Below are 16,831 nucleotides of genomic sequence, written 5' to 3' on the forward strand. Positions count from 1 at the left end.
AGGTGGTTGAAAACGTCTGGCTGGATTCGCTGTGAAATCGAGCCAGCGCAGGGAACCGGGCCAGATCGAAAAGGCGCTAAGCCATCCCTGGCCGCTCGGCCCGCGCCGTCCATGGCGCGGGACGCTTTTCTCCTCTGGCCCGGTTCCCTGCGCATTAAGTTTATTCATTGCTGTTAAATTCACCCTGTCCGGGGTTTTCAGCATTAAAAAGAGCGATAAATCGCTCTTTTTTTTCGTCTGAATTCCGGTGCCGTTACAGCATAATCGTCATCAGATACCCGACAAAAAGCGCCAGATGCGCCGCGCCGTTCAGCACATTGGTGCGTCCGGTGGAGAAGGAGAGCTGACACAGCAGCAGCGACGCCATCATGATTACCATCTGCGGCGGCTCCAGGCCAAAAATCAGATCCTGACCGGTTAGGGTCGCAATGATGGTCACCGCCGGGACGGTCAGCGAGATGGTCGCCATCACCGACCCAAAGAACAGGTTCATGGCGCGCTGCACCTGATTCATCAGCACGGCTTTAATTGCACCCAGACCTTCCGGTGACAGAATCAGCAGGGCAACCAGGAAGCCGGTGAACTGCGCTGGCGCGTTCATCTCGGTCAGCAGGCTCTCCAGCGTATTCGCATTCATCTTGGTAACGGCAATCACCGCCATCAGATGCACGATAAGCCAGATGGTGTGCCAGCCGCTGCTGTGCGCCGAGGGTTTGCCATGGTGCGGGTCACCATCGTCACTCTCATCTTCATGCTCATAGACAAACAGACTCTGGTGCGTCTTGGTCTGAATCAGCAGGAAAACGCCATACATGGCCGCGGAGATGGCGGAGATCAGCAGCCCCTGCGTTACGGTGAAATTACCGCCCGGCAGCGCGTTAGGAAACACCAGCACCAGAATCGCCAGCGGGAAGATGGCGATCAGATATTGCTTCACCCCCGCCAGATTAACGTACTGCGTCGCAAACTTATTTCCGCCGAGCAGCAGGGCAAAGCCCACCAGACCGCCGGTGACAATCATCACAATCGAATAGAGCGTGTCGCGCATCAGTCCGGGCGCGGCATCACCGGTCGCCATCAGCGCCGAGATCAGACTCACCTCAAGGATCACCACCGACAGGCTGAGGATCAGCGAACCATAGGGCTCACCGAGGCGATGCGCCAGCACGTCAGCGTGACGCACCACGCTAAAGGCGCTGCTGAGAATGGCAATCAGCGCCAGCAGGTTAATCCCGACCACCACCGGAAAGGCGGTCTGCGCGCCAAAGAAATAGAGAATACCCAGCGTGATGAGGGGGAATATCAGCGAGAATTCCTTGTGACGTGTTTTTTCATGTGAAGGCATTCACCATCCTCTCAGGTTAAGGATTACCAGCGCAGCGGCTGCTGCTGTTAAAAATATAATCAGTTTCAGGGCAGCGCGCAGTTTATCTTTTTGCTGGCGCTTGCGGGGGAAATTTACTGCTTTTTACTTAAATGCAAAATCATAACGAGTTGGCGTTAACTCTCAGTTATCATAAATATTGCAAGATTAATCAGTAACACACAACTTCACTCACTTCAGTAATATCACGCTTATCCAGCTGAAAAAGGGATGATCATTTCACTTTGTACGGGCTTCTGCTGATTTTTAATTTCAGGCCAGCATAAGTGACGATTTGTTTTTTCGCGCGACTGCGCCAGGCTTAATGTCTGTTCGTAAAAGGAGGAGAGGATATGCCTTACCACAACCGCAGTGAGTTACCGGACAATGTTAAGCACGTTCTGCCGCCCCATGCGCAGGCGATCTATCAGCAGGCGTTCAACAGCGCCTGGGACCAGTATAAAGAGGCGGAAGATCGACGCGGCGATGATTCACGGGAAGAGGTGGCGCACAAAGTCGCCTGGGCTGCCGTGAAAAAAGAGTATAAAAAAGGGGATGACGATAAGTGGCATCCTAAGTAATTCAGCCGCTAGCCGGTTTACGCCAAAGGGCCAGGCATATCTGGCCCTTTTTTCCCGCAGTGCTATCAGGTTTATCTGGTTTTTTTTAACCTGCGACCGACCTCACGCTTGAAACCCCGCGCAGAAATAGATTAATGTCAATTTTATGAACCCGTCGCACTGTCGTTCAGGCGTTCATCATCAGGGAGCCATTCAGCAGAACGCCGTTGAGGTCGAGGAGGTCGCATTGCTTACCCGGGAATTTCTGTTAAAAGCGGATTGTAAAACGTCGTTCGGTGATATCGAAGAGACCCTGCTCTGGAGTTGCGAGCAGCGCGCGGCGTCGCTGGCGGCTACCCTGGCGTGCCGTCCCGATCACAGCCCGGTCTGGATCTTTGGTTATGGCTCGCTGATGTGGAATCCTATTTTTGAGGCGGATGAAGTGGCCTCCGGCTCGCTGGAGGGCTGGCACCGCGCTTTCTGTCTGCGGCTGACCGCCGGACGCGGCACCGCCACCCATCCTGGCCGGATGCTGGCGCTGAAGCAGGGCGGCAGAACCAGCGGACTGGCGTTCCGGCTGCCGGAAGCGCGGCTGCATGAAGAGCTGGCGCTGCTGTGGAAGCGTGAGATGATCACCGGCTGCTATCTGCCGACCTGGTGCGAACTGCAACTGGACGATGGGCGCAGCGTGACCGCGCTGACCTTTATCATGGACCCGCGCCATCCGCTGTATGAATCGGACTCCTGCCCGGAGGCGGTTGCGCCATTGATCGCCTCCGCCAGCGGCCCGCTCGGCTCCAATGCACAATATCTGTTTGCGCTGGAAGAGGAGCTGACCAGACGCGGCATGGTGGAGGAGCAACTGAGCCAGCTGGCCCATCGGGTGCGCACCTTACAGCAATCGCAGCAGCAGGAGTGCCGTAAACAGGCATAATCGCGCGGTTAACCACCCACAACAAAAGGGCGCGTCATCGTGACGCGCCCTTTTGCGGTTTTCAGCCGTCAGTTGCCGGGATTAATCAGCCAGGTACCGGGCTTATCGATGGTCAGCGACTGGGTGTGGATCACGCTGCCATTCTGCACTTCAATTTTGTATTGTCCCGCCGCCAGCGTCAGCGCGGCAAATCCGCTGCTGCCCGGCTTCACCTCAACCGGCTGGCCGTTGAGCACCACGTTTTCACCGCTCTCCAGTTTAAGATAAACCGTGGCCAGCGCGGCGGGCACCGCGGCGGCGGGCGGGACAGCGGCGGGTGCCTGGCTGACCGCCGGTGAACGGCTCGCCTCGACCGGTGCCGCGCTATGCCGGTTCGCCAGCCAGACGGCGGCGATCACCGCCAGAACCGCTACGGCGGCCATGCCCAGCAGGCCAGGCGACAGCCGGCGAACCGAACGCGGGGTTATTGGCTCGGCTGCCGCTGCGGCAGGGTTCATCGCCATCACCACCGGCGCTACCGGCTCAGCAGGCTCCTCTTCCACTGGCGGAGAGGGCTCGCCCGGCACCGGGAAGCTGTTGACCACCGCCTCGACATCGCTGACCGGCAGATCGATTAGTGCGGCAAAAGCGTCGATACTCTGTGGCCGATCGCCGGGTTTCATCGCCAGCGCGCAGTCAATCGCATGCAGCAGCGGCAGGGAGTAGCCCTCTGGCTGACGCTCCACCAGCGGCTGATAATTATCCTCAATGCAGCGCACCACGCTGACCGGTGGCGGATTACCGGTAATCAGGCTGTGCAGCACCGCGCCCAGCGCATAAATATCGGTCCACGGTCCCTGTTCCACTTCGCCCTCTTCGCTGTACTGCTCAATCGGGGCAAAGCCAGGCTTCAGCATGATTTCCGTTTCATCCGAAAGGTTGCCAATCTCTTTGCGCGCCGAGCCGAAATCGAGCAGCACCGGCAGCTGGTTCTCCTGAATCTGGATATTGTCGAGCGAAATATCGCGATGCAGATAACCGGCCTGATGGATGGTACTGATGGCACCCAGCAGCGGAGGCAGCAGGCGACGGATCCAGGCTTCGGTGATCGACTCCGGGCTGGTGATCTGCCACTCTTTCAGCGTCATGCCGCTGTAGTAGAGCGTGCCCATATAGGCGGTGCCGTTCTGCTCCCAGAAGCGCAGCACATGCAGCAAGCCAGGATGATTAAAGCGGGCCAGCAGCCGCGCTTCCTGAATAAAACTGTTCAGACCGGCGTTAAACAGCTTCTGGAAGCGTTCGCCGCGCAGCTCCAGGGTTAAATCGGCGGTGCGTATCGCCAGCGACACCGGCATATACTCTTTGATCGCAATGGTGCGCTCAAGCTGGTGGTCCCACGCGCGATAGACGATGCCAAAGCCGCCGCCGCCGATTACTTCCTTGATCTCAAACTCGTTGAAACGGTATCCGTCAGGCAGCGCATTTGGAACGGTTTTCGGATTATCATTTGCCGACATAGTGAACTCTCTGAACACGGCCTGCTCGCCAGGCTGCGCGGTAATTAATTGATGTTACGCCAGGCACCAATGGCGGGATCAACCAGATCCGCGTGCAGGGTGTCGATGAGTAACACATTCACTTTTTGCTGTGGCATGAAATGCGGAGCCCAACGGGCGCGCAAAGTCTCGACTTTCGATTTCACAGCGTCAGCATCCTGCTGCGCAGCATTCTTATCCATCTTAATCAACAGCGCGCCGTTGAAGCGCCAGAGATGCTGTTGCGCATCGAAGGGCAGCACCAGCCAGCTATCGGCCGCGTCAGCGCGGGTCACGATCATGCGCTGATTATTGGCGGCGATCACCTCCAGCTTGCTGTCCGGGATCGTCAGATTGGCGATCGGATAGCCCTGATAAAAGGTGACCGCGACCGGTGTCGTCTGGTCCGGCGTTACCAGGGTCAGCTCACTTTTGCCTTCCGCCCAGCCGTCTGGGGAGCAGTGCTGCTTGCTGACGTCCGGGATAAACAGGGTGCGACCCTTTTCATCCCAGGCGGTGCGAAAATGGCAGCCGCTCGGCAGATCGAAATGTTGCAGCGGCGTGCTGTTGGCCGGGCGGGAGAGATCGAGCGGGGCGGCGTTACCGGCGCTGGCGCTGGCGGTCGCATCCGCCATCACAATAGGCCGCCAGTTCTGCAACTTGCTGGCGCTGCCGCTGGCTAAGACGCTGCCCTCTTTGTTGGTCATCTGCCACGGCAGTTCGTCCAACAGCCCGCACTGATTCGCCAGCAGGGTGCCGACGCGCGGTAAAAAGGTGGTCAGCACCGACGAATCCTTACTTTTGCCGGAGACGATGCGCAGCGGCAGCGTCTCTTTACACCAGTCGTCAGGGGCTTTACTCACCACATTATCGATGTAGACCTCCAGCGCAAGGCTGGGGGAGTAGACCACCCGATAATTTTCAGCCTGGGCGTAAAAGGCAATCAGCAGAGTGGCGATGCCGGGCAACCACAGTTTCATAAGGATCCTTGGAATCAAAAACGAGGCGGCAGGAAGCGCGCCGAATCCGCCAGTGAATAGAGCAATGTCGCTTCTTCCGGCTCACCAATCCACACCGCCAGGGCGCTGAGATTATCTTTCTTAACGTTGCGGCTGACCGCCTGTTCCATCAGGGCCAGCCACTCTTCGCAGGCGTTCACCATACGCAGCGCCTGTTCCATTTCGCCGCTGGTCAGATTCAGCCAGAAGCCGTCGGTGCAGATCAGAAACGCATCGCCATCTTCCAGCGCAATTTCCCGTGAAAAGCTCACTGAGCGAGGCGGTTCAGCACCGAGCGCATTATAGAGTAAATTACTGTTAATGCCGGTATTTTCATAGCCCGCTTCTTTTAACTGCTGGGCCAGACTGTGGTCGCGCGTCACCTCATGCAGTACCCCACGCCGGAAGTGATAAACCCGGCTATCACCGGCGTGCGCCCACCATGCGCGCTGTTTCTGGCGGTCAATAAACAGGGCGGCCAGCGTGGTGCTCATGCGTGAAAATTTCGGATTCTTTCCCTGTGCTTCATGCAGGGCTGAACGGCACTGTTCCACCGCCTCGCGGGTCAGGTCCGGGGTGAAATCGCCACACTCCGCTAGCTGACTCAGCAGCGTGTCGCGCACCAGCTGGGCGGCCATTTCACCGCCGGGCAGACCGGCCACGCCATCGCACACCACAAAACAGGCTTTGCGCTCGTCCAGTTCGGCCCCGGTCCGGTCCTGATTCTCATCCCGGAGTCCCTGCTGACAGCGGCTGGCAAAAGCGATTTTCATGTTTCATCTACCCGCGTCTGAGAATCTTTATACTGATTCACTTCCATGTCATAGGCATGCAGAAACGCCTCACCAAACAGGGTATGGAAATCATCTTCGATTTCGCCAGCGGTACGCTGATAGTTGCGGGTGAAGTAGTCCCACAGCGCCGCTTTTTTCGCGCCGGTAAACGGCAGTTTTGGCATCACGCCATCGGCACGCGCCTGCTCCTCCAGCCGCTGCGGATTAAACGATTGCAGCATCGCGGCGATAATGGCGCGAATACCGGCAATCATTCCCAGCTGGTGGGCCTGGAGGTCGACCAGCGCATCACGCACCGCCTGTTCCGGCGGCATAAAGCCGGGCATCTGGCTCTGATACATCTGCATCAGCACGGTTTTACCGGAGGGCAGGATCTTAAACGGGTTATTGGCCTCGTTCAGAATCATCGTCATATCCGCTTTCACCCCGCGCTTGAGGATTGAACGGGAGGAGAGCAGCGCGACGGTACCCTGAGAGAACAGGCTCAGCATCCGGCCGGTGATGCGCATCTGCTCTTCGTCGATGGGCGTGGCGTGGCCGTTACTCAGTCCCATGCCATCCAGCAGCGCGGCAATTAACCGATCCTGATCAACCGGCTGGGCGGAAAGCGCCCGCTGCGGCTCATTGGCCTGCGGATCGATCGCCAGCCGGGCGTCGTTGTGACGCTCGTGGCGCGCGAGCGGCTCACTGACCAGCAGGCGATCCTCCACCTCATGGTGCTCATGGATCCCCAGCGGATTGGCGGGCTGGCCACTGTCGCCAGCAAACAGCGCCAGCGGATCGCTCTGGGCGCTGTGACAGGCGGGATCGCGCACTTCCAGCGCATAGTCGCCAATGCGCAGCGCGTCACCATGTTTCAGCAGCACCTGCATCCCACGGCCCAGCGCAATCCCGTTATGTTCAACCGGCGTCACGCTGCCCTGATTGGTCAGACGGCATTCACCGTCATGTGACAGGTGAACCAGCGCCTGCAAACGGGAGATCGCCCGCGATTCATCTGGCAGCACCAGATCGTTGTCCTGACTGCGGCCAATGGTGCCGCCAGGCGGCTGAAACGCCACACTTCTGGCCGGAACATCCGTAGAGCTTTGCACAATGGTAAATTGCATGAGTTATCCCAGATTTAACGGCAAACGCATCCGGCCTCACTCGAACATCGGTGGATAGAGGCCATTACGTCCCGGCTGTGCACCTGCCGCCGGGTTAAACAGTAACGAAAACAGCTGCGCCGTGAGGTTGCCGCTGTGCTTGTGGGTGGCATGGGCGAAACCATCACTGCGGTTACTCCACCAGTAGCTGATGTGCTGCTGAGGATCGAAGCGCTCTGCCACTTCACGCCAGCTCAGCGTGCAGGGCAAATCCTGAAAACCAATCACATCCATAATCTCTGACGGCTGGCGCACCGGCACCAGCAGCGGCGGCAGCGTCTGGATCTGCTGCTCCAGCTGCTCGCCGTTCAGCGGGGTCTGAACCGCCCGCAACAGCGTCGCGCCCAGGTCCTGAAACCAGTCGCCGGAGATGGTCAGCTGCGCCGGATGCCACTGGGCCAGCGGAAAACTGTGCAGCGCCAGCAGCGGCCAGGCGCGCCCGACGCGGTCACAGGAGGGTAGCAGACAGCCCATCTGGATCTGCTGGCGGGTCGGGGTGATCGGCAAGACAAAATTCCACACCGGCGCCTGCAAAAAGTTTGCGCTGACCGCGTTCTCCTGCTGATGCCAGTGCATCAGCCCCTGCTGAAACCAGTGATTCCAGGGGGTTATCTGCTGCTCGCCTAACCGGTGGTGCAGAAAGTCGCCGGTTGACGGCAGCTTGCCATACCATCCGGGCGCCGCCAAAGCTGCCATATTCACCTCACCCTTACTCGCTATGCGAGGTCAATTGCCGGGCAGGGTGCAGCGGCGTCACCGCCAGCACCGGGTCAGACTGGCCCGCAATTTTCAGATTTTCCGCCAGCTTACGCATCATCAGCGCATTGTCCCGCGCATAGGGCGATGACTGAATCTGCTGGTCCAGCAGCTGGCTCAGATGCCAGTCAAGCTGCTGAAGATCGCGCGCGCTCACCGTGTCAGGCAGAGAACGCTGTAAATTCTGCAACAGCCAGGCGCGCAAAAACTCACCATCATAATTTCGCGGCTGATAGAGCATCTGATAGGCGCGCAGCGCGCTGCGGCTGTACGCATTATCATCGCCAGGGTCGTTGCGCAGGATATTGGTGATCTGCTGCGCCACGCGCGGCAGCAACAAAGACTTAAGCGCATTTTGATAAAGCACCCAGGCGGCGTCGCTGACCTGATTGCCGCGATATAAGCCCGCCCGCATAGTAAGCGGCGGATTATCGAGAGAAAAACGCTCCGAGAGCGGCAACTTCACCAGGCTATTCAGAAAGGGTAGCAGATCAAAAATATTATCAGCAGGCTGATGAATCACCTGCTGGCTCTGCTGACGAATCGCCGGGACACGCGCGGCAACCTGTTGCAGATAGTGCTGGTTCTGATAGTAGCTGATGCCCCACAGGCTGGAGGTAATCAGCAGCGCGCCCGCCAGCACGCCGTAACCAATCCAGTGAAACAGCTGATTGCGGTACTCCCACAGCCGGTTACTGCCCGCCAGCCCGCTCTCTTTGAAAATCAGATCGCTCAGCAGATCGCGGATAAAGAAGCTCTGACCTTTGTTACCCGGTATCGGGCTGTTGCGGTTGACGCTGTCCCAGGCGGCAATCGAGTGATCGCCCGCCTGACGCAGTTGCAGCTTACGGCTCAGTTCCCCCATCACCCGGTCAAAAGGGAGCCCTTCCTGGGTGCCGCTGGTAAAGAACAGACCGCGCGGGCTCCAGGCGACCGCATCCTGATGCTCGGAAAAGACAATATCGAGGTACTCATTCAGCAGCGGACGCAGTGAGGCGAACTCCTGCGGAAACAGGAAGCACTCTGCGCGCTCACTGAGATCGCGCTCCTGGGTCATCTGCTCCGCCAGCTGTAACTGAAGCTGCTGCTCCAGCTGCTGAAACTGCTGACCAAAGTGACGATGCCAGTCACCTTTATGCGGCTTGCCCATCTCCCAGTTAAAGGTGAAGCCCCAGATGGCGTCCCGTCTGGCTTTCTCGACCGAGCCGAAGTAGCTCATAAAGCCCTTCAGCAGATCGGTTTTAGTGACCATCACATAGACCGGAAAGTGGATGCCGGTCTGCTGATGCAGCTCCGCCATCCGCTCGCGCAGCGCACTCGCCTGGGCGAAGCGCGCCTCGGCGGAGTCACTCAGCAGATCGGCCACGCTGATGGTCATGATCACCCCGTTGATCGGCTGGCGGGTACGATAGCGTTTCAGCAGGTTGATAAAACTGTGCCACTCGGCGGCATCGCGGGCGCGCTGGCTCTCCTGGAGGGCGTAGCGGCCCGCGGTATCGATCAGCACCGCGCTGTCGGTAAACCACCAGTCGCAGTTGCGGGTGCCGCCGACGCCGCGAATGGCGTTTTTGCCAAGGGTGTCGGTCAGCGGAAACTCCAGCCCGGCGTTCAGCAGCGCCGTGGTTTTACCGGCACCGGGCGCGCCCATCACCAGATACCAGGGGAGCTGATAGAGGTAGTGGCTGTTGAAGCGCGCCAGCAGCCCGCCGCTATGACGACGGCCAAACTGGGTGCGTTTCAGCTGCATCGCCGCCTCGCTGAAGCGCTGATTAAGCCGCTCTTCGGTGGCCTGACGTTCAGCGGGGTCGCCGCTCTCCGGTAGCTGAAGCCGGTTCAGCAACTGGCTGTTAAACCAGGCGCGATAGAGCGCGGGGATCAGCTGGAACAGCACCCAGAGGAAATAGAGCGCCCCGACGGTGAGCTGCCGCGGCAGGGCCGGTTCCAGCGGGCGCGCCTCGCCCCATGTCCAGAACGGGCCCAGCATCCAGACCAGGCAGCTGAGCGCCGTGACGCCGATAAAACTCCACAGCAGACGGTGGGTTAACAGCAGAAGCAGGGAAGCGCGCATTATTGTGCTCCTTGATGATTACTGAGCGTTTCGGGCGCGGCAAACAGGGTGATTTCAACGCGACGGTTGCGGGTACGGTTTTCGCTGCTGTCGTTAGGCAGCAGCGGATCGCTGTCGCCCCGGCCTTCAGAACGGACCGTATGGCCATCTTCCAGCTGTAGCTGTAAGAGCTGGGTGATCGCCCTGGCGCGGGCAAACGAGAACTCATAACTGGAGGCAAAACGGCTGTTATCCACCGGATGATCGTCGGTAAACACCGACACCAGAATGGTGCCTTTAACATCTTTCATGGCGGCCGAGACCCGCGCCAGCAGCGCACGGCCCACCGGATTGATTACCGTGCCCTGTTCGGCGAACAGCTTATCCGCCGGAATAATCACTTTGCTGCCGAAAGCGCCATCGCTCACTTCCAGCTGCCCGGCGGCAATCACATCGTTCAGGCGCTGGCGCAGATCGAGCAGCGCCTGCGGGGAAGAGGGACGGCGGCCCGCGGTAATCTGCGGCAGCGGGGTCTGATAGATGGCGCGCAGCAGCGGCTCCGCGGCGTTGCCGAGCCGCCAGTTGAGGCCGCTGTAGATCAGGCAGCCAATCAGCGCCACCAGCATGGCACAGGCCCAGAGCGGCACCATTGGCCGGGCGAGGGTGCTGACCAGCGGGTGCACCTCCACCAGCGGCGGCTGCGGTATCTGGCGCTGGGCGCGGGTTTCTTCAATCAGGATTTTCAGGCGCTTACGGATGCCGTCACACTGGGCGCGGCCATTTTCACTGCCGCGATAACGGCCTTCGTAGCCAAGCAGCAGACAGTAGTGCACCACCTCCAGCAGCCAGAGGTGCTGCTGCGGGCTTTGTGAAATGCGCGACAGCAGCTGAAAAAATTTTTCGCCGCCCCAGCTTTCATTGTGGAAGGTGACCAGCATGCCGTTGCCGGACCAGACGCCGCGTGTGCCCCACGGCGTCTGCGCCGCCGCTTCATCCAGCGCGCTACAGATGCAGTAACGCGCGCCGATAATCATCTCAAACGGCAGTCCCGCCTGTTTACAGCGCTGCTCAAACTGGCGGATTTCATCAATCAGGGACTGGCGCAGCCCCGCAGGGTCGTCGTGGGTGGCTGACTGACGGATCTGCACCACCGCGTTCAGCAGGGGCGCCGCAGCCTGAAGTAAAAGATTCTCATTGCCTGAGGGGGTCGCCTCACGCGCAGGGGATTCCACAGTCATTAATTCGTGATCTTCCAGCCAATGGCAAATCCCTCTACCCGCAGCACAGGAGGGTGCTGCGGGCAATATGCGCCGGGTTTCATCTTCAGTCTAAGATCCAGGTCGCGGTATCGTTAGTCCGGCACGCTTTGCTGGCACCGCCAACGGCGACACAGACCTGTTTCGTTTTACGGGGACGGGGACGATCGCTCTGCACCGTGGCATCGTAGCGGCTGCTCTCGACACCCGCTTTTAACGGCACATAGCCGATCAGCGGGCCGTCAGCCTGGTCAGCAATCGCCAGCCAGTTATGTTCCACATTACCTAATACTTCAAAGGGCTTACCCGTTTCGAGATAGCGAACCACTTTGCCGCCATAGTCGGGCGTGGTCATGACCGATGCGCCATAGAGCGCGCGCCAGGTCTGGTTGACCGGTTCAAATTCGGTGGGTGCCGCAACGGCGTGCCGGTGAACCAGCTTAACGCCGTTGATTTCGCTGGTGACCAGCGTGTCGTCAGTGACGGGCGGCGGCGGGGCCTTACAGCCTGCCAGGGTGAGAACCGCCAGCAGTGTTAACGCAAGACTCTTTTTCACCATGTTCCTCGTGATCTCATCAAAGTATCTGCATATTGCCTGGCCCGATGCCGGAGGTCGCCGCGGGCAGCGCCGCATCGTGCCGAAATTCAGTCTAAAAAAGGACGGATTATATTGGGGGTGTAACGTATTTAGTCTACCTAAGACTTTTGAGAATTCAAACCATTGCGCCGGCTGGCAATGCGTGATAGCAGGCGTTTTTTTGCCCGCCAGCAGGGCGAAAAAAGCGTCTCAGATTACGATAGTTAAAGCGAACTGAATTATCGCAACCGCGAACCGGTTAAGAACGTGGTGGCGCATTCTGGCATGCAATCAATCCGATTGTAAATTATTAAGCCTTTCTAATGACTCGTTATTGAGAAATTTTATCGATTTGCCTTAAGAATCTGCTTAATTTCAGACTTTCCGCGCCGCTGATGACGCGGTTTTTGCCGGAAAGCGGCACGCCTTTTGCTTGGATTGGGTTTTAACCGTGATAAGAGGTGAGCGATGAGGGACGCCCTGAGCTGGTTACAGGCATCACGGCAGAGTGATATAGCCAGTCTGCAACGGCTACTGCAAACCGGCGAACTGATCGCCGCCGTCAGTGAACTGGTGCATCAGCTGCAACGGGAGCGCGGTGCCAGCAATCTCTGGATCTGCTCGCGCGGCCGCCTGTTTACCGCCGAGCGTCAGGCCCGCCAGCAGGAGGTGAGCGCGAGCCTGCACGCCTTTTATCAGGCGCTGCCACCCGCGGTGGCGCAGCCGGGCTACAGCCGCTTCTGCAATCTGATCGCCGCGGCGTTGCAGGCGCTGGAGGGACTGCCGGCCCTGCGTCAGCAAATCAGCCTGGGTGAGCATGACCAGGCGGCCGCCATGAGCGCGTTTAACCAGGTGATCCGCACGCTGCTCAATCTGGTCTTTGAAGCGGCGGATACCGCCAGCCATCCCGCTATCTCACGCGCCCTGATCGCCCTGTTCAGCTTTATGCAGGGCAAAGAGCTGGCCGGACAGGAGCGGGCGATCGGCTCGGCGGGCTTTGCCGCCGGGCAGTTCACGCCCGACCAGCGCAGCCAGATGGTGGCGCTGATCGCGGCTCAGGAGCAGAGTTTTACAACCTTCCGGCAGTTTGCCGATAGCGCCGCGTGCGAAAGCTGGCTGCCGCTGGCGCAGGCCAGCCGTGACATTGAGCGGCTGCGGCGCATCGCCTGTACCGGCGGCAAGAGCGAAGAGCGGGGCGCGCTGCACTGGTTTTCACTGCTCTCTGAGCGGCTGGATCAGATGAAGGTGCTGGAAGATCGGCTGTCGGCCAGCCTGATGACCTGCTGCCGCGCGGCGATTGAACAGGCGCAGCAGCAGGCGGCGCAGACGGTGGCCCAGGCGGACAGCAACTTCGCGCTCTATATTTCCGGCGCTGACTGGCTGCCGGGCGCGGCGACGCTCGACAGTGACGGACTGGCGCCGCAGCTCGGACGCTCGGTGCTGTCGCTGATTGGCGAGCAGTCGCAGCGGTTACAGCAGCAGGCGGATGAACTGGCCTCGATGCGCGCTTCGCTGGATGAGCGCCGGCTGATCGATCAGGCTAAACACTGGCTGATGCAGCAGCAGGGGTTCAGCGAGGAGGCGGCCTGGCAGGCGCTGCGCAAAAGCGCCATGAACCAGAATAAGCGGGTGCTGGAGATCGCGCAGGCGGTGCTGGCGGTGGCGGCCACGCTGCGCAGCTAACTCCAACGAGGTAGCTGCACAGCGCTTGTGCGCGCTCTGCGTCAGAGAAGTGCAAAAACGGTTAATTTTTACTCACCTGCTTCTCATTCCCCGCCGCGCACCGGGTTTTGCGGGCTGGCACGCAGTTTGCTTTACCTTACCCTGAGTACGCATTGCTCCCGCCAACGGCGGTGGGATCAGTGCTTTGGATAAAGGCGTCCATCCGCAGGCTACGGCCCGGCGGAGGACGCCTTTTTTTATTCCTTTTTTGGGACAAGATGATGAGCAAAACGCCATTTTCACTGACACGACGCCAGGCGCTGATCTCCGGTGCCGCGCTGGGGGCCGCCTGGATTGTGCCGGGGTTACGCAACGCCGTCTGGGCGGCGGGATCGGATGCGCCAGAAAAAGCGCAGGTCCGGGTCGGCTTTATTCCCCTGACCGACTGCGCGCCGGTGGTAATGGCGTCGGTCAAAGGCTTTGATAAGAAATATGGCCTGACGCTCCAGGCGAGCAAAGAGGCGAGTTGGGCGGCGGTGCGCGACAAACTCACCTCCGGCGAGCTGGATGCGGCCCATGTGCTGTACGGCATGATCTACGCGCTGCAACTCGGCGTGGCGGGGCCGCAGCACGACATGGCGAACCTGATGACGCTCAACCAGAACGGCCAGGCGATCACCCTGTCGAACCAGCTGAAAGCCCGCGGCGTCACCGATGCCGCCAGCCTGAAACAGGCGGTCGCGGGCAGCGCCAAAGGCAGCCTCACCTTTGCCCATACCTTTCCCACCAGCACCCACGCCATGTGGCTCTACTACTGGCTCGCCAACGCGGGCATCCATCCGTTTGACGACGTGCGCACCGTGGTGATCCCGCCGCCGCAGATGGTGATGAACATGAAAATTGGCAACATGAGCGGCTTCTGCGTCGGCGAGCCGTGGAACCAGCGTGCCATCAGCGACAGCATCGGATTCACCGCCGCCACCACCCAGCAGATCTGGCCCGATCACCCGGAAAAAGTGCTCGGCACCCGCGCGCAGTGGGTGAAAGAGAACCCCAACACCGCGCGCGCGCTCACCGCCGCCGTGCTGGAGGCGGCGCGCTGGATCGACGCCTCAGAGGATAACCGGCGCGAAACGGCGCAGGTGTTAGCCGGACGCGCCTGGATCAACACCAAAGTAGAGACGCTTCAGGGGCGGATGCTCGGTCAGTATCAGAACGGTCTGGGCCAGTCGTGGCAGGACGCCCATCCGATGCGCTTCTTTGGCGACGGCAACGTCAGTTTCCCGTGGCTCTCAGATGGCATGTGGTTCCTGACCCAAATGAAACGCTGGGGACTGCTGAACAGCGATCCCGATTACCTCGCCGTGGCGCGCCAGATCAACCGCCTCGACATCTATAAGCAGGCGGCCAGCGCCGTCGGGCAGATCGCGCTGCCCGCCACGGAGATGCGCAGCAGCACCCTGATCGACGGCAAAGTCTGGGATGGCAGCAACCCTGCCGCCTATGCCGCCAGTTTCGCCATCAAACGTTAAGAGAGGTTGTCATGAAAACTGACGCGCGCGCCCTGGCGCAGCCGGTGAAGACTCACAGCAGCGCCACCGTTATTCCGTTACAGCTCACCCCGAAAGCCGCCATCCGGCCAGCACGGCTGCGCCCGCTGCTTCAGCGCCTCATCCCGGCCGCCGGGGGCATCCTGCTGATGCTGCTGGTGTGGCAGATTGCGGCGCTGTCGGAGCCCGCCTTTCCTTCGCCTTACGCCACCTGGCAGGCGGCGCAGATTCTGTTCGCCGATCCCTTCTACAGCAATGGTCCGAACGACCAGGGCATCGGCTGGAACGTGCTTGCCTCGCTCCAGCGGGTGGCGATCGGCTTCGGTCTGGCGGCGCTGGTCGGCATTCCGGCTGGCTTTCTGCTGGGTCGCTTTACCTTTATGGCCCGGATGTTCAATCCGGTGATCGCCCTGCTGCGCCCGGTGAGCCCGCTGGCCTGGCTGCCGATTGGCCTGCTGCTGTTTCAGCGCGCCGAACCGGCGGCCAGCTGGACCATTTTCATCTGCTCTATCTGGCCGATGATCATCAACACCGCCGAAGGGGTGCAGCGCATTCCGCAGGATTACCTCAACGTGGCGCGGGTGCTGCAACTCTCTGAGTGGACGGTGATGCGCCGCATTCTGCTGCCCGCGGTGCTGCCGGCGGTGCTGACCGGCGTGCGGCTCTCTATCGGCATCGCCTGGCTGGTGATTGTCGCCGCCGAAATGCTGACCGGCGGGCTGGGCATTGGCTTCTGGATCTGGAACGAGTGGAACAACCTCAACGTGGAAAACATTCTGATCGCCATTCTGATCATCGGCGTGGTCGGGCTGCTGCTTGAGCAGGGGCTGATGCTGCTGGTGCGTCGTTTCAGCTGGGATAAATAAGGAGAAAACCATGCAACCCATTATTCGCGTGCAGCAGGTGAGTCAGCGTTTCAATACCGCCAGCGGCGAGTTTCTGGCGCTGGATAACGTCAGCTTTGATATTCACGAAGGCGAAACCCTGAGCCTGATTGGTCACTCCGGCTGCGGCAAATCGACGCTGCTGAACCTGATAGCCGGGCTGACCCGCCCCAGCAGCGGCGTGCTGCTGTGTGATAACCGCGAGATTACCGGCCCCGGCCCGGAGCGCGCGGTGGTGTTTCAGAACCATTCGCTGCTGCCCTGGCTCACCGCCTTTCAGAACGTCGAGCTGGCGGTACAGCAGGTGTTTAAAGGCCGCTTCAGCAAAGCGGAGATGCGCGACTGGATTGAGCACAATCTCAACCGGGTGCAGATGAGCCACGCGATGCACAAGCGGCCCGGCGAAATCTCCGGCGGCATGAAGCAGCGCGTCGGCATTGCCCGGGCGCTGGCGATGAAGCCGCGGGTACTGCTGCTGGACGAGCCATTTGGTGCGCTGGATGCCTTAACCCGCGCCCATTTGCAGGATAGCGTGATGCGCATTCAGCAGGAGCTTAACACCACCATCGTGCTGATCACCCATGACGTGGAGGAGGCGGTGCTGCTGTCAGACCGGGTGCTGATGATGACCAACGGACCGGCGGCGCAGGTCGGCGAGATCCTGACTATCGATCTGCCGCGGCCACGTTCCCGCGTCGCGCTGGCGGATGAGCCGCGCTATCACCAGCTGCGCCAGAAAGTGCTGCATTTTTTGTATGAAAAACAGACCAGCGCGGCGTGAGGAGCAG

Annotated in this window: 16 protein-coding genes; 7 read left to right on the plus strand and 9 right to left on the minus strand. The window is 60.0% G+C overall.

The genetic code is table 11. The annotated features are described in order from the left end of the window. Positions 1–31 precede the first annotated feature (31 nt). A complete protein-coding gene (locus ACCW71_RS02105) occupies positions 32–241 on the plus strand; it encodes a hypothetical protein (protein ID WP_436369311.1) in 210 nt (69 codons plus the stop codon). Positions 242–253: 12 nt separating this feature from the next. Here the strand turns inward: ACCW71_RS02105 and chaA are convergent, their stop codons facing one another. Then, positions 254–1,345 (minus strand): sodium-potassium/proton antiporter ChaA, encoded by a 1,092-nt coding sequence (chaA, locus tag ACCW71_RS02110; RefSeq protein WP_436369313.1) that lies wholly within the window; start codon positions 1,343–1,345, stop codon positions 254–256. Positions 1,346–1,716: 371 nt separating this feature from the next. On the opposite strand from chaA, the gene chaB reads away from it, so the two are divergent. Beyond that, on the plus strand, positions 1,717–1,944 hold the full coding sequence (chaB, locus tag ACCW71_RS02115) for a putative cation transport regulator ChaB (protein ID WP_436369314.1): 228 nt from the start codon (positions 1,717–1,719) through the stop codon (positions 1,942–1,944). A 226-nt stretch (positions 1,945–2,170) separates the two neighbouring features. Then, positions 2,171–2,857, plus strand: a complete 687-nt coding sequence (locus ACCW71_RS02120; protein WP_436369711.1) for a gamma-glutamylcyclotransferase — start codon at positions 2,171–2,173, stop codon at positions 2,855–2,857. Positions 2,858–2,925: 68 nt separating this feature from the next. Here ACCW71_RS02120 and ACCW71_RS02125 read toward each other — a convergent pair whose 3' ends face one another. From ACCW71_RS02125 to ACCW71_RS02160, 8 genes are all read right to left on the minus strand, one after another. Beyond that, on the minus strand, positions 2,926–4,353 hold the full coding sequence (locus tag ACCW71_RS02125) for a serine/threonine protein kinase (protein WP_436369316.1): 1,428 nt from the start codon (positions 4,351–4,353) through the stop codon (positions 2,926–2,928). A 44-nt stretch (positions 4,354–4,397) separates the two neighbouring features. Next, positions 4,398–5,351, minus strand: a complete 954-nt coding sequence (locus ACCW71_RS02130) for a hypothetical protein (protein WP_436369318.1) — start codon at positions 5,349–5,351, stop codon at positions 4,398–4,400. A gap of 14 nt (positions 5,352–5,365) precedes the next feature. After that, positions 5,366–6,142 (minus strand): PP2C family protein-serine/threonine phosphatase, encoded by a 777-nt coding sequence (locus ACCW71_RS02135; protein WP_436369320.1) that lies wholly within the window; start codon positions 6,140–6,142, stop codon positions 5,366–5,368. Beyond that, the gene (gene tagH, locus ACCW71_RS02140) at positions 6,139–7,272 is read right to left on the minus strand and encodes a type VI secretion system-associated FHA domain protein TagH (RefSeq protein ID WP_436369321.1); all 1,134 of its coding nucleotides are present in this window, start codon (positions 7,270–7,272) and stop codon (positions 6,139–6,141) included. Before tagH ends, ACCW71_RS02135 begins: the two co-directional genes overlap by 4 nt. Positions 7,273–7,308: 36 nt before the next feature. Beyond that, positions 7,309–8,007 (minus strand): type VI secretion system-associated protein TagF, encoded by a 699-nt coding sequence (tagF, locus tag ACCW71_RS02145; RefSeq protein WP_436369323.1) that lies wholly within the window; start codon positions 8,005–8,007, stop codon positions 7,309–7,311. 13 nt (positions 8,008–8,020) lie between these two features. Further along, complete coding sequence (tssM, locus tag ACCW71_RS02150) at positions 8,021–10,135, minus strand: type VI secretion system membrane subunit TssM (RefSeq protein WP_436369325.1); 2,115 nt, start codon at positions 10,133–10,135, stop codon at positions 8,021–8,023. After that, a complete protein-coding gene (icmH, locus tag ACCW71_RS02155; protein WP_436369327.1) occupies positions 10,135–11,352 on the minus strand; it encodes a type IVB secretion system protein IcmH/DotU in 1,218 nt (405 codons plus the stop codon). The genes tssM and icmH overlap by 1 nt, the downstream gene beginning before the upstream one ends. Positions 11,353–11,437: 85 nt before the next feature. After that, positions 11,438–11,929, minus strand: a complete 492-nt coding sequence (locus ACCW71_RS02160) for an SH3 domain-containing protein (RefSeq protein ID WP_436369329.1) — start codon at positions 11,927–11,929, stop codon at positions 11,438–11,440. A gap of 486 nt (positions 11,930–12,415) precedes the next feature. Between ACCW71_RS02160 and ACCW71_RS02165 the strand changes: the two genes are divergently transcribed. The 4 genes from ACCW71_RS02165 (at position 12,416) to ACCW71_RS02180 (ending at position 16,824) form a co-directional block, all read left to right on the plus strand. After that, the gene (locus ACCW71_RS02165) at positions 12,416–13,630 is read left to right on the plus strand and encodes a nitrate- and nitrite sensing domain-containing protein (RefSeq protein ID WP_436369330.1); all 1,215 of its coding nucleotides are present in this window, start codon (positions 12,416–12,418) and stop codon (positions 13,628–13,630) included. A 260-nt stretch (positions 13,631–13,890) separates the two neighbouring features. After that, positions 13,891–15,141 carry a CmpA/NrtA family ABC transporter substrate-binding protein gene (locus ACCW71_RS02170; RefSeq protein ID WP_436369332.1) on the plus strand — a complete coding sequence of 417 codons (1,251 nt, stop codon included), beginning with the start codon at positions 13,891–13,893 and terminating at the stop codon, positions 15,139–15,141. 11 nt (positions 15,142–15,152) lie between these two features. Next, positions 15,153–16,025 carry a nitrate ABC transporter permease gene (ntrB, locus tag ACCW71_RS02175; RefSeq protein WP_436369333.1) on the plus strand — a complete coding sequence of 291 codons (873 nt, stop codon included), beginning with the start codon at positions 15,153–15,155 and terminating at the stop codon, positions 16,023–16,025. A gap of 10 nt (positions 16,026–16,035) precedes the next feature. Continuing rightward, positions 16,036–16,824 (plus strand): ABC transporter ATP-binding protein, encoded by a 789-nt coding sequence (locus ACCW71_RS02180; RefSeq protein ID WP_436369335.1) that lies wholly within the window; start codon positions 16,036–16,038, stop codon positions 16,822–16,824. The last annotated feature ends 7 nt before the right edge of the window (positions 16,825–16,831 follow it).

The sequence above is a fragment of the Pantoea sp. C2G6 genome, assembly GCF_051336815.1.
Classification (GTDB): Bacteria; Pseudomonadota; Gammaproteobacteria; order Enterobacterales; family Enterobacteriaceae; genus Pantoea.

What these genes read in the sequence shown, in the direction of transcription:
- ACCW71_RS02180 (WP_436369335.1), top strand. Translation starts at nt 16,036, where the DNA reads ATGCAACCCATTATTCGCGTGCAGCAGGTGAGTCAGCGTTTCAATACC.
- chaB (WP_436369314.1), top strand. Translation starts at nt 1,717, where the DNA reads ATGCCTTACCACAACCGCAGTGAGTTACCGGACAATGTTAAGCACGTT.
- ACCW71_RS02135 (WP_436369320.1), bottom strand. Translation starts at nt 6,142, where the DNA reads ATGAAAATCGCTTTTGCCAGCCGCTGTCAGCAGGGACTCCGGGATGAG.
- tagF (WP_436369323.1), bottom strand. Translation starts at nt 8,007, where the DNA reads ATGGCAGCTTTGGCGGCGCCCGGATGGTATGGCAAGCTGCCGTCAACC.
- ACCW71_RS02125 (WP_436369316.1), bottom strand. Translation starts at nt 4,353, where the DNA reads ATGTCGGCAAATGATAATCCGAAAACCGTTCCAAATGCGCTGCCTGAC.
- ACCW71_RS02165 (WP_436369330.1), top strand. Translation starts at nt 12,416, where the DNA reads ATGAGGGACGCCCTGAGCTGGTTACAGGCATCACGGCAGAGTGATATA.
- ACCW71_RS02130 (WP_436369318.1), bottom strand. Translation starts at nt 5,351, where the DNA reads ATGAAACTGTGGTTGCCCGGCATCGCCACTCTGCTGATTGCCTTTTAC.
- ntrB (WP_436369333.1), top strand. Translation starts at nt 15,153, where the DNA reads ATGAAAACTGACGCGCGCGCCCTGGCGCAGCCGGTGAAGACTCACAGC.
- tssM (WP_436369325.1), bottom strand. Translation starts at nt 10,135, where the DNA reads ATGCGCGCTTCCCTGCTTCTGCTGTTAACCCACCGTCTGCTGTGGAGT.
- chaA (WP_436369313.1), bottom strand. Translation starts at nt 1,345, where the DNA reads ATGCCTTCACATGAAAAAACACGTCACAAGGAATTCTCGCTGATATTC.
- icmH (WP_436369327.1), bottom strand. Translation starts at nt 11,352, where the DNA reads ATGACTGTGGAATCCCCTGCGCGTGAGGCGACCCCCTCAGGCAATGAG.
- tagH (WP_436369321.1), bottom strand. Translation starts at nt 7,272, where the DNA reads ATGCAATTTACCATTGTGCAAAGCTCTACGGATGTTCCGGCCAGAAGT.
- ACCW71_RS02160 (WP_436369329.1), bottom strand. Translation starts at nt 11,929, where the DNA reads ATGGTGAAAAAGAGTCTTGCGTTAACACTGCTGGCGGTTCTCACCCTG.
- ACCW71_RS02170 (WP_436369332.1), top strand. Translation starts at nt 13,891, where the DNA reads ATGAGCAAAACGCCATTTTCACTGACACGACGCCAGGCGCTGATCTCC.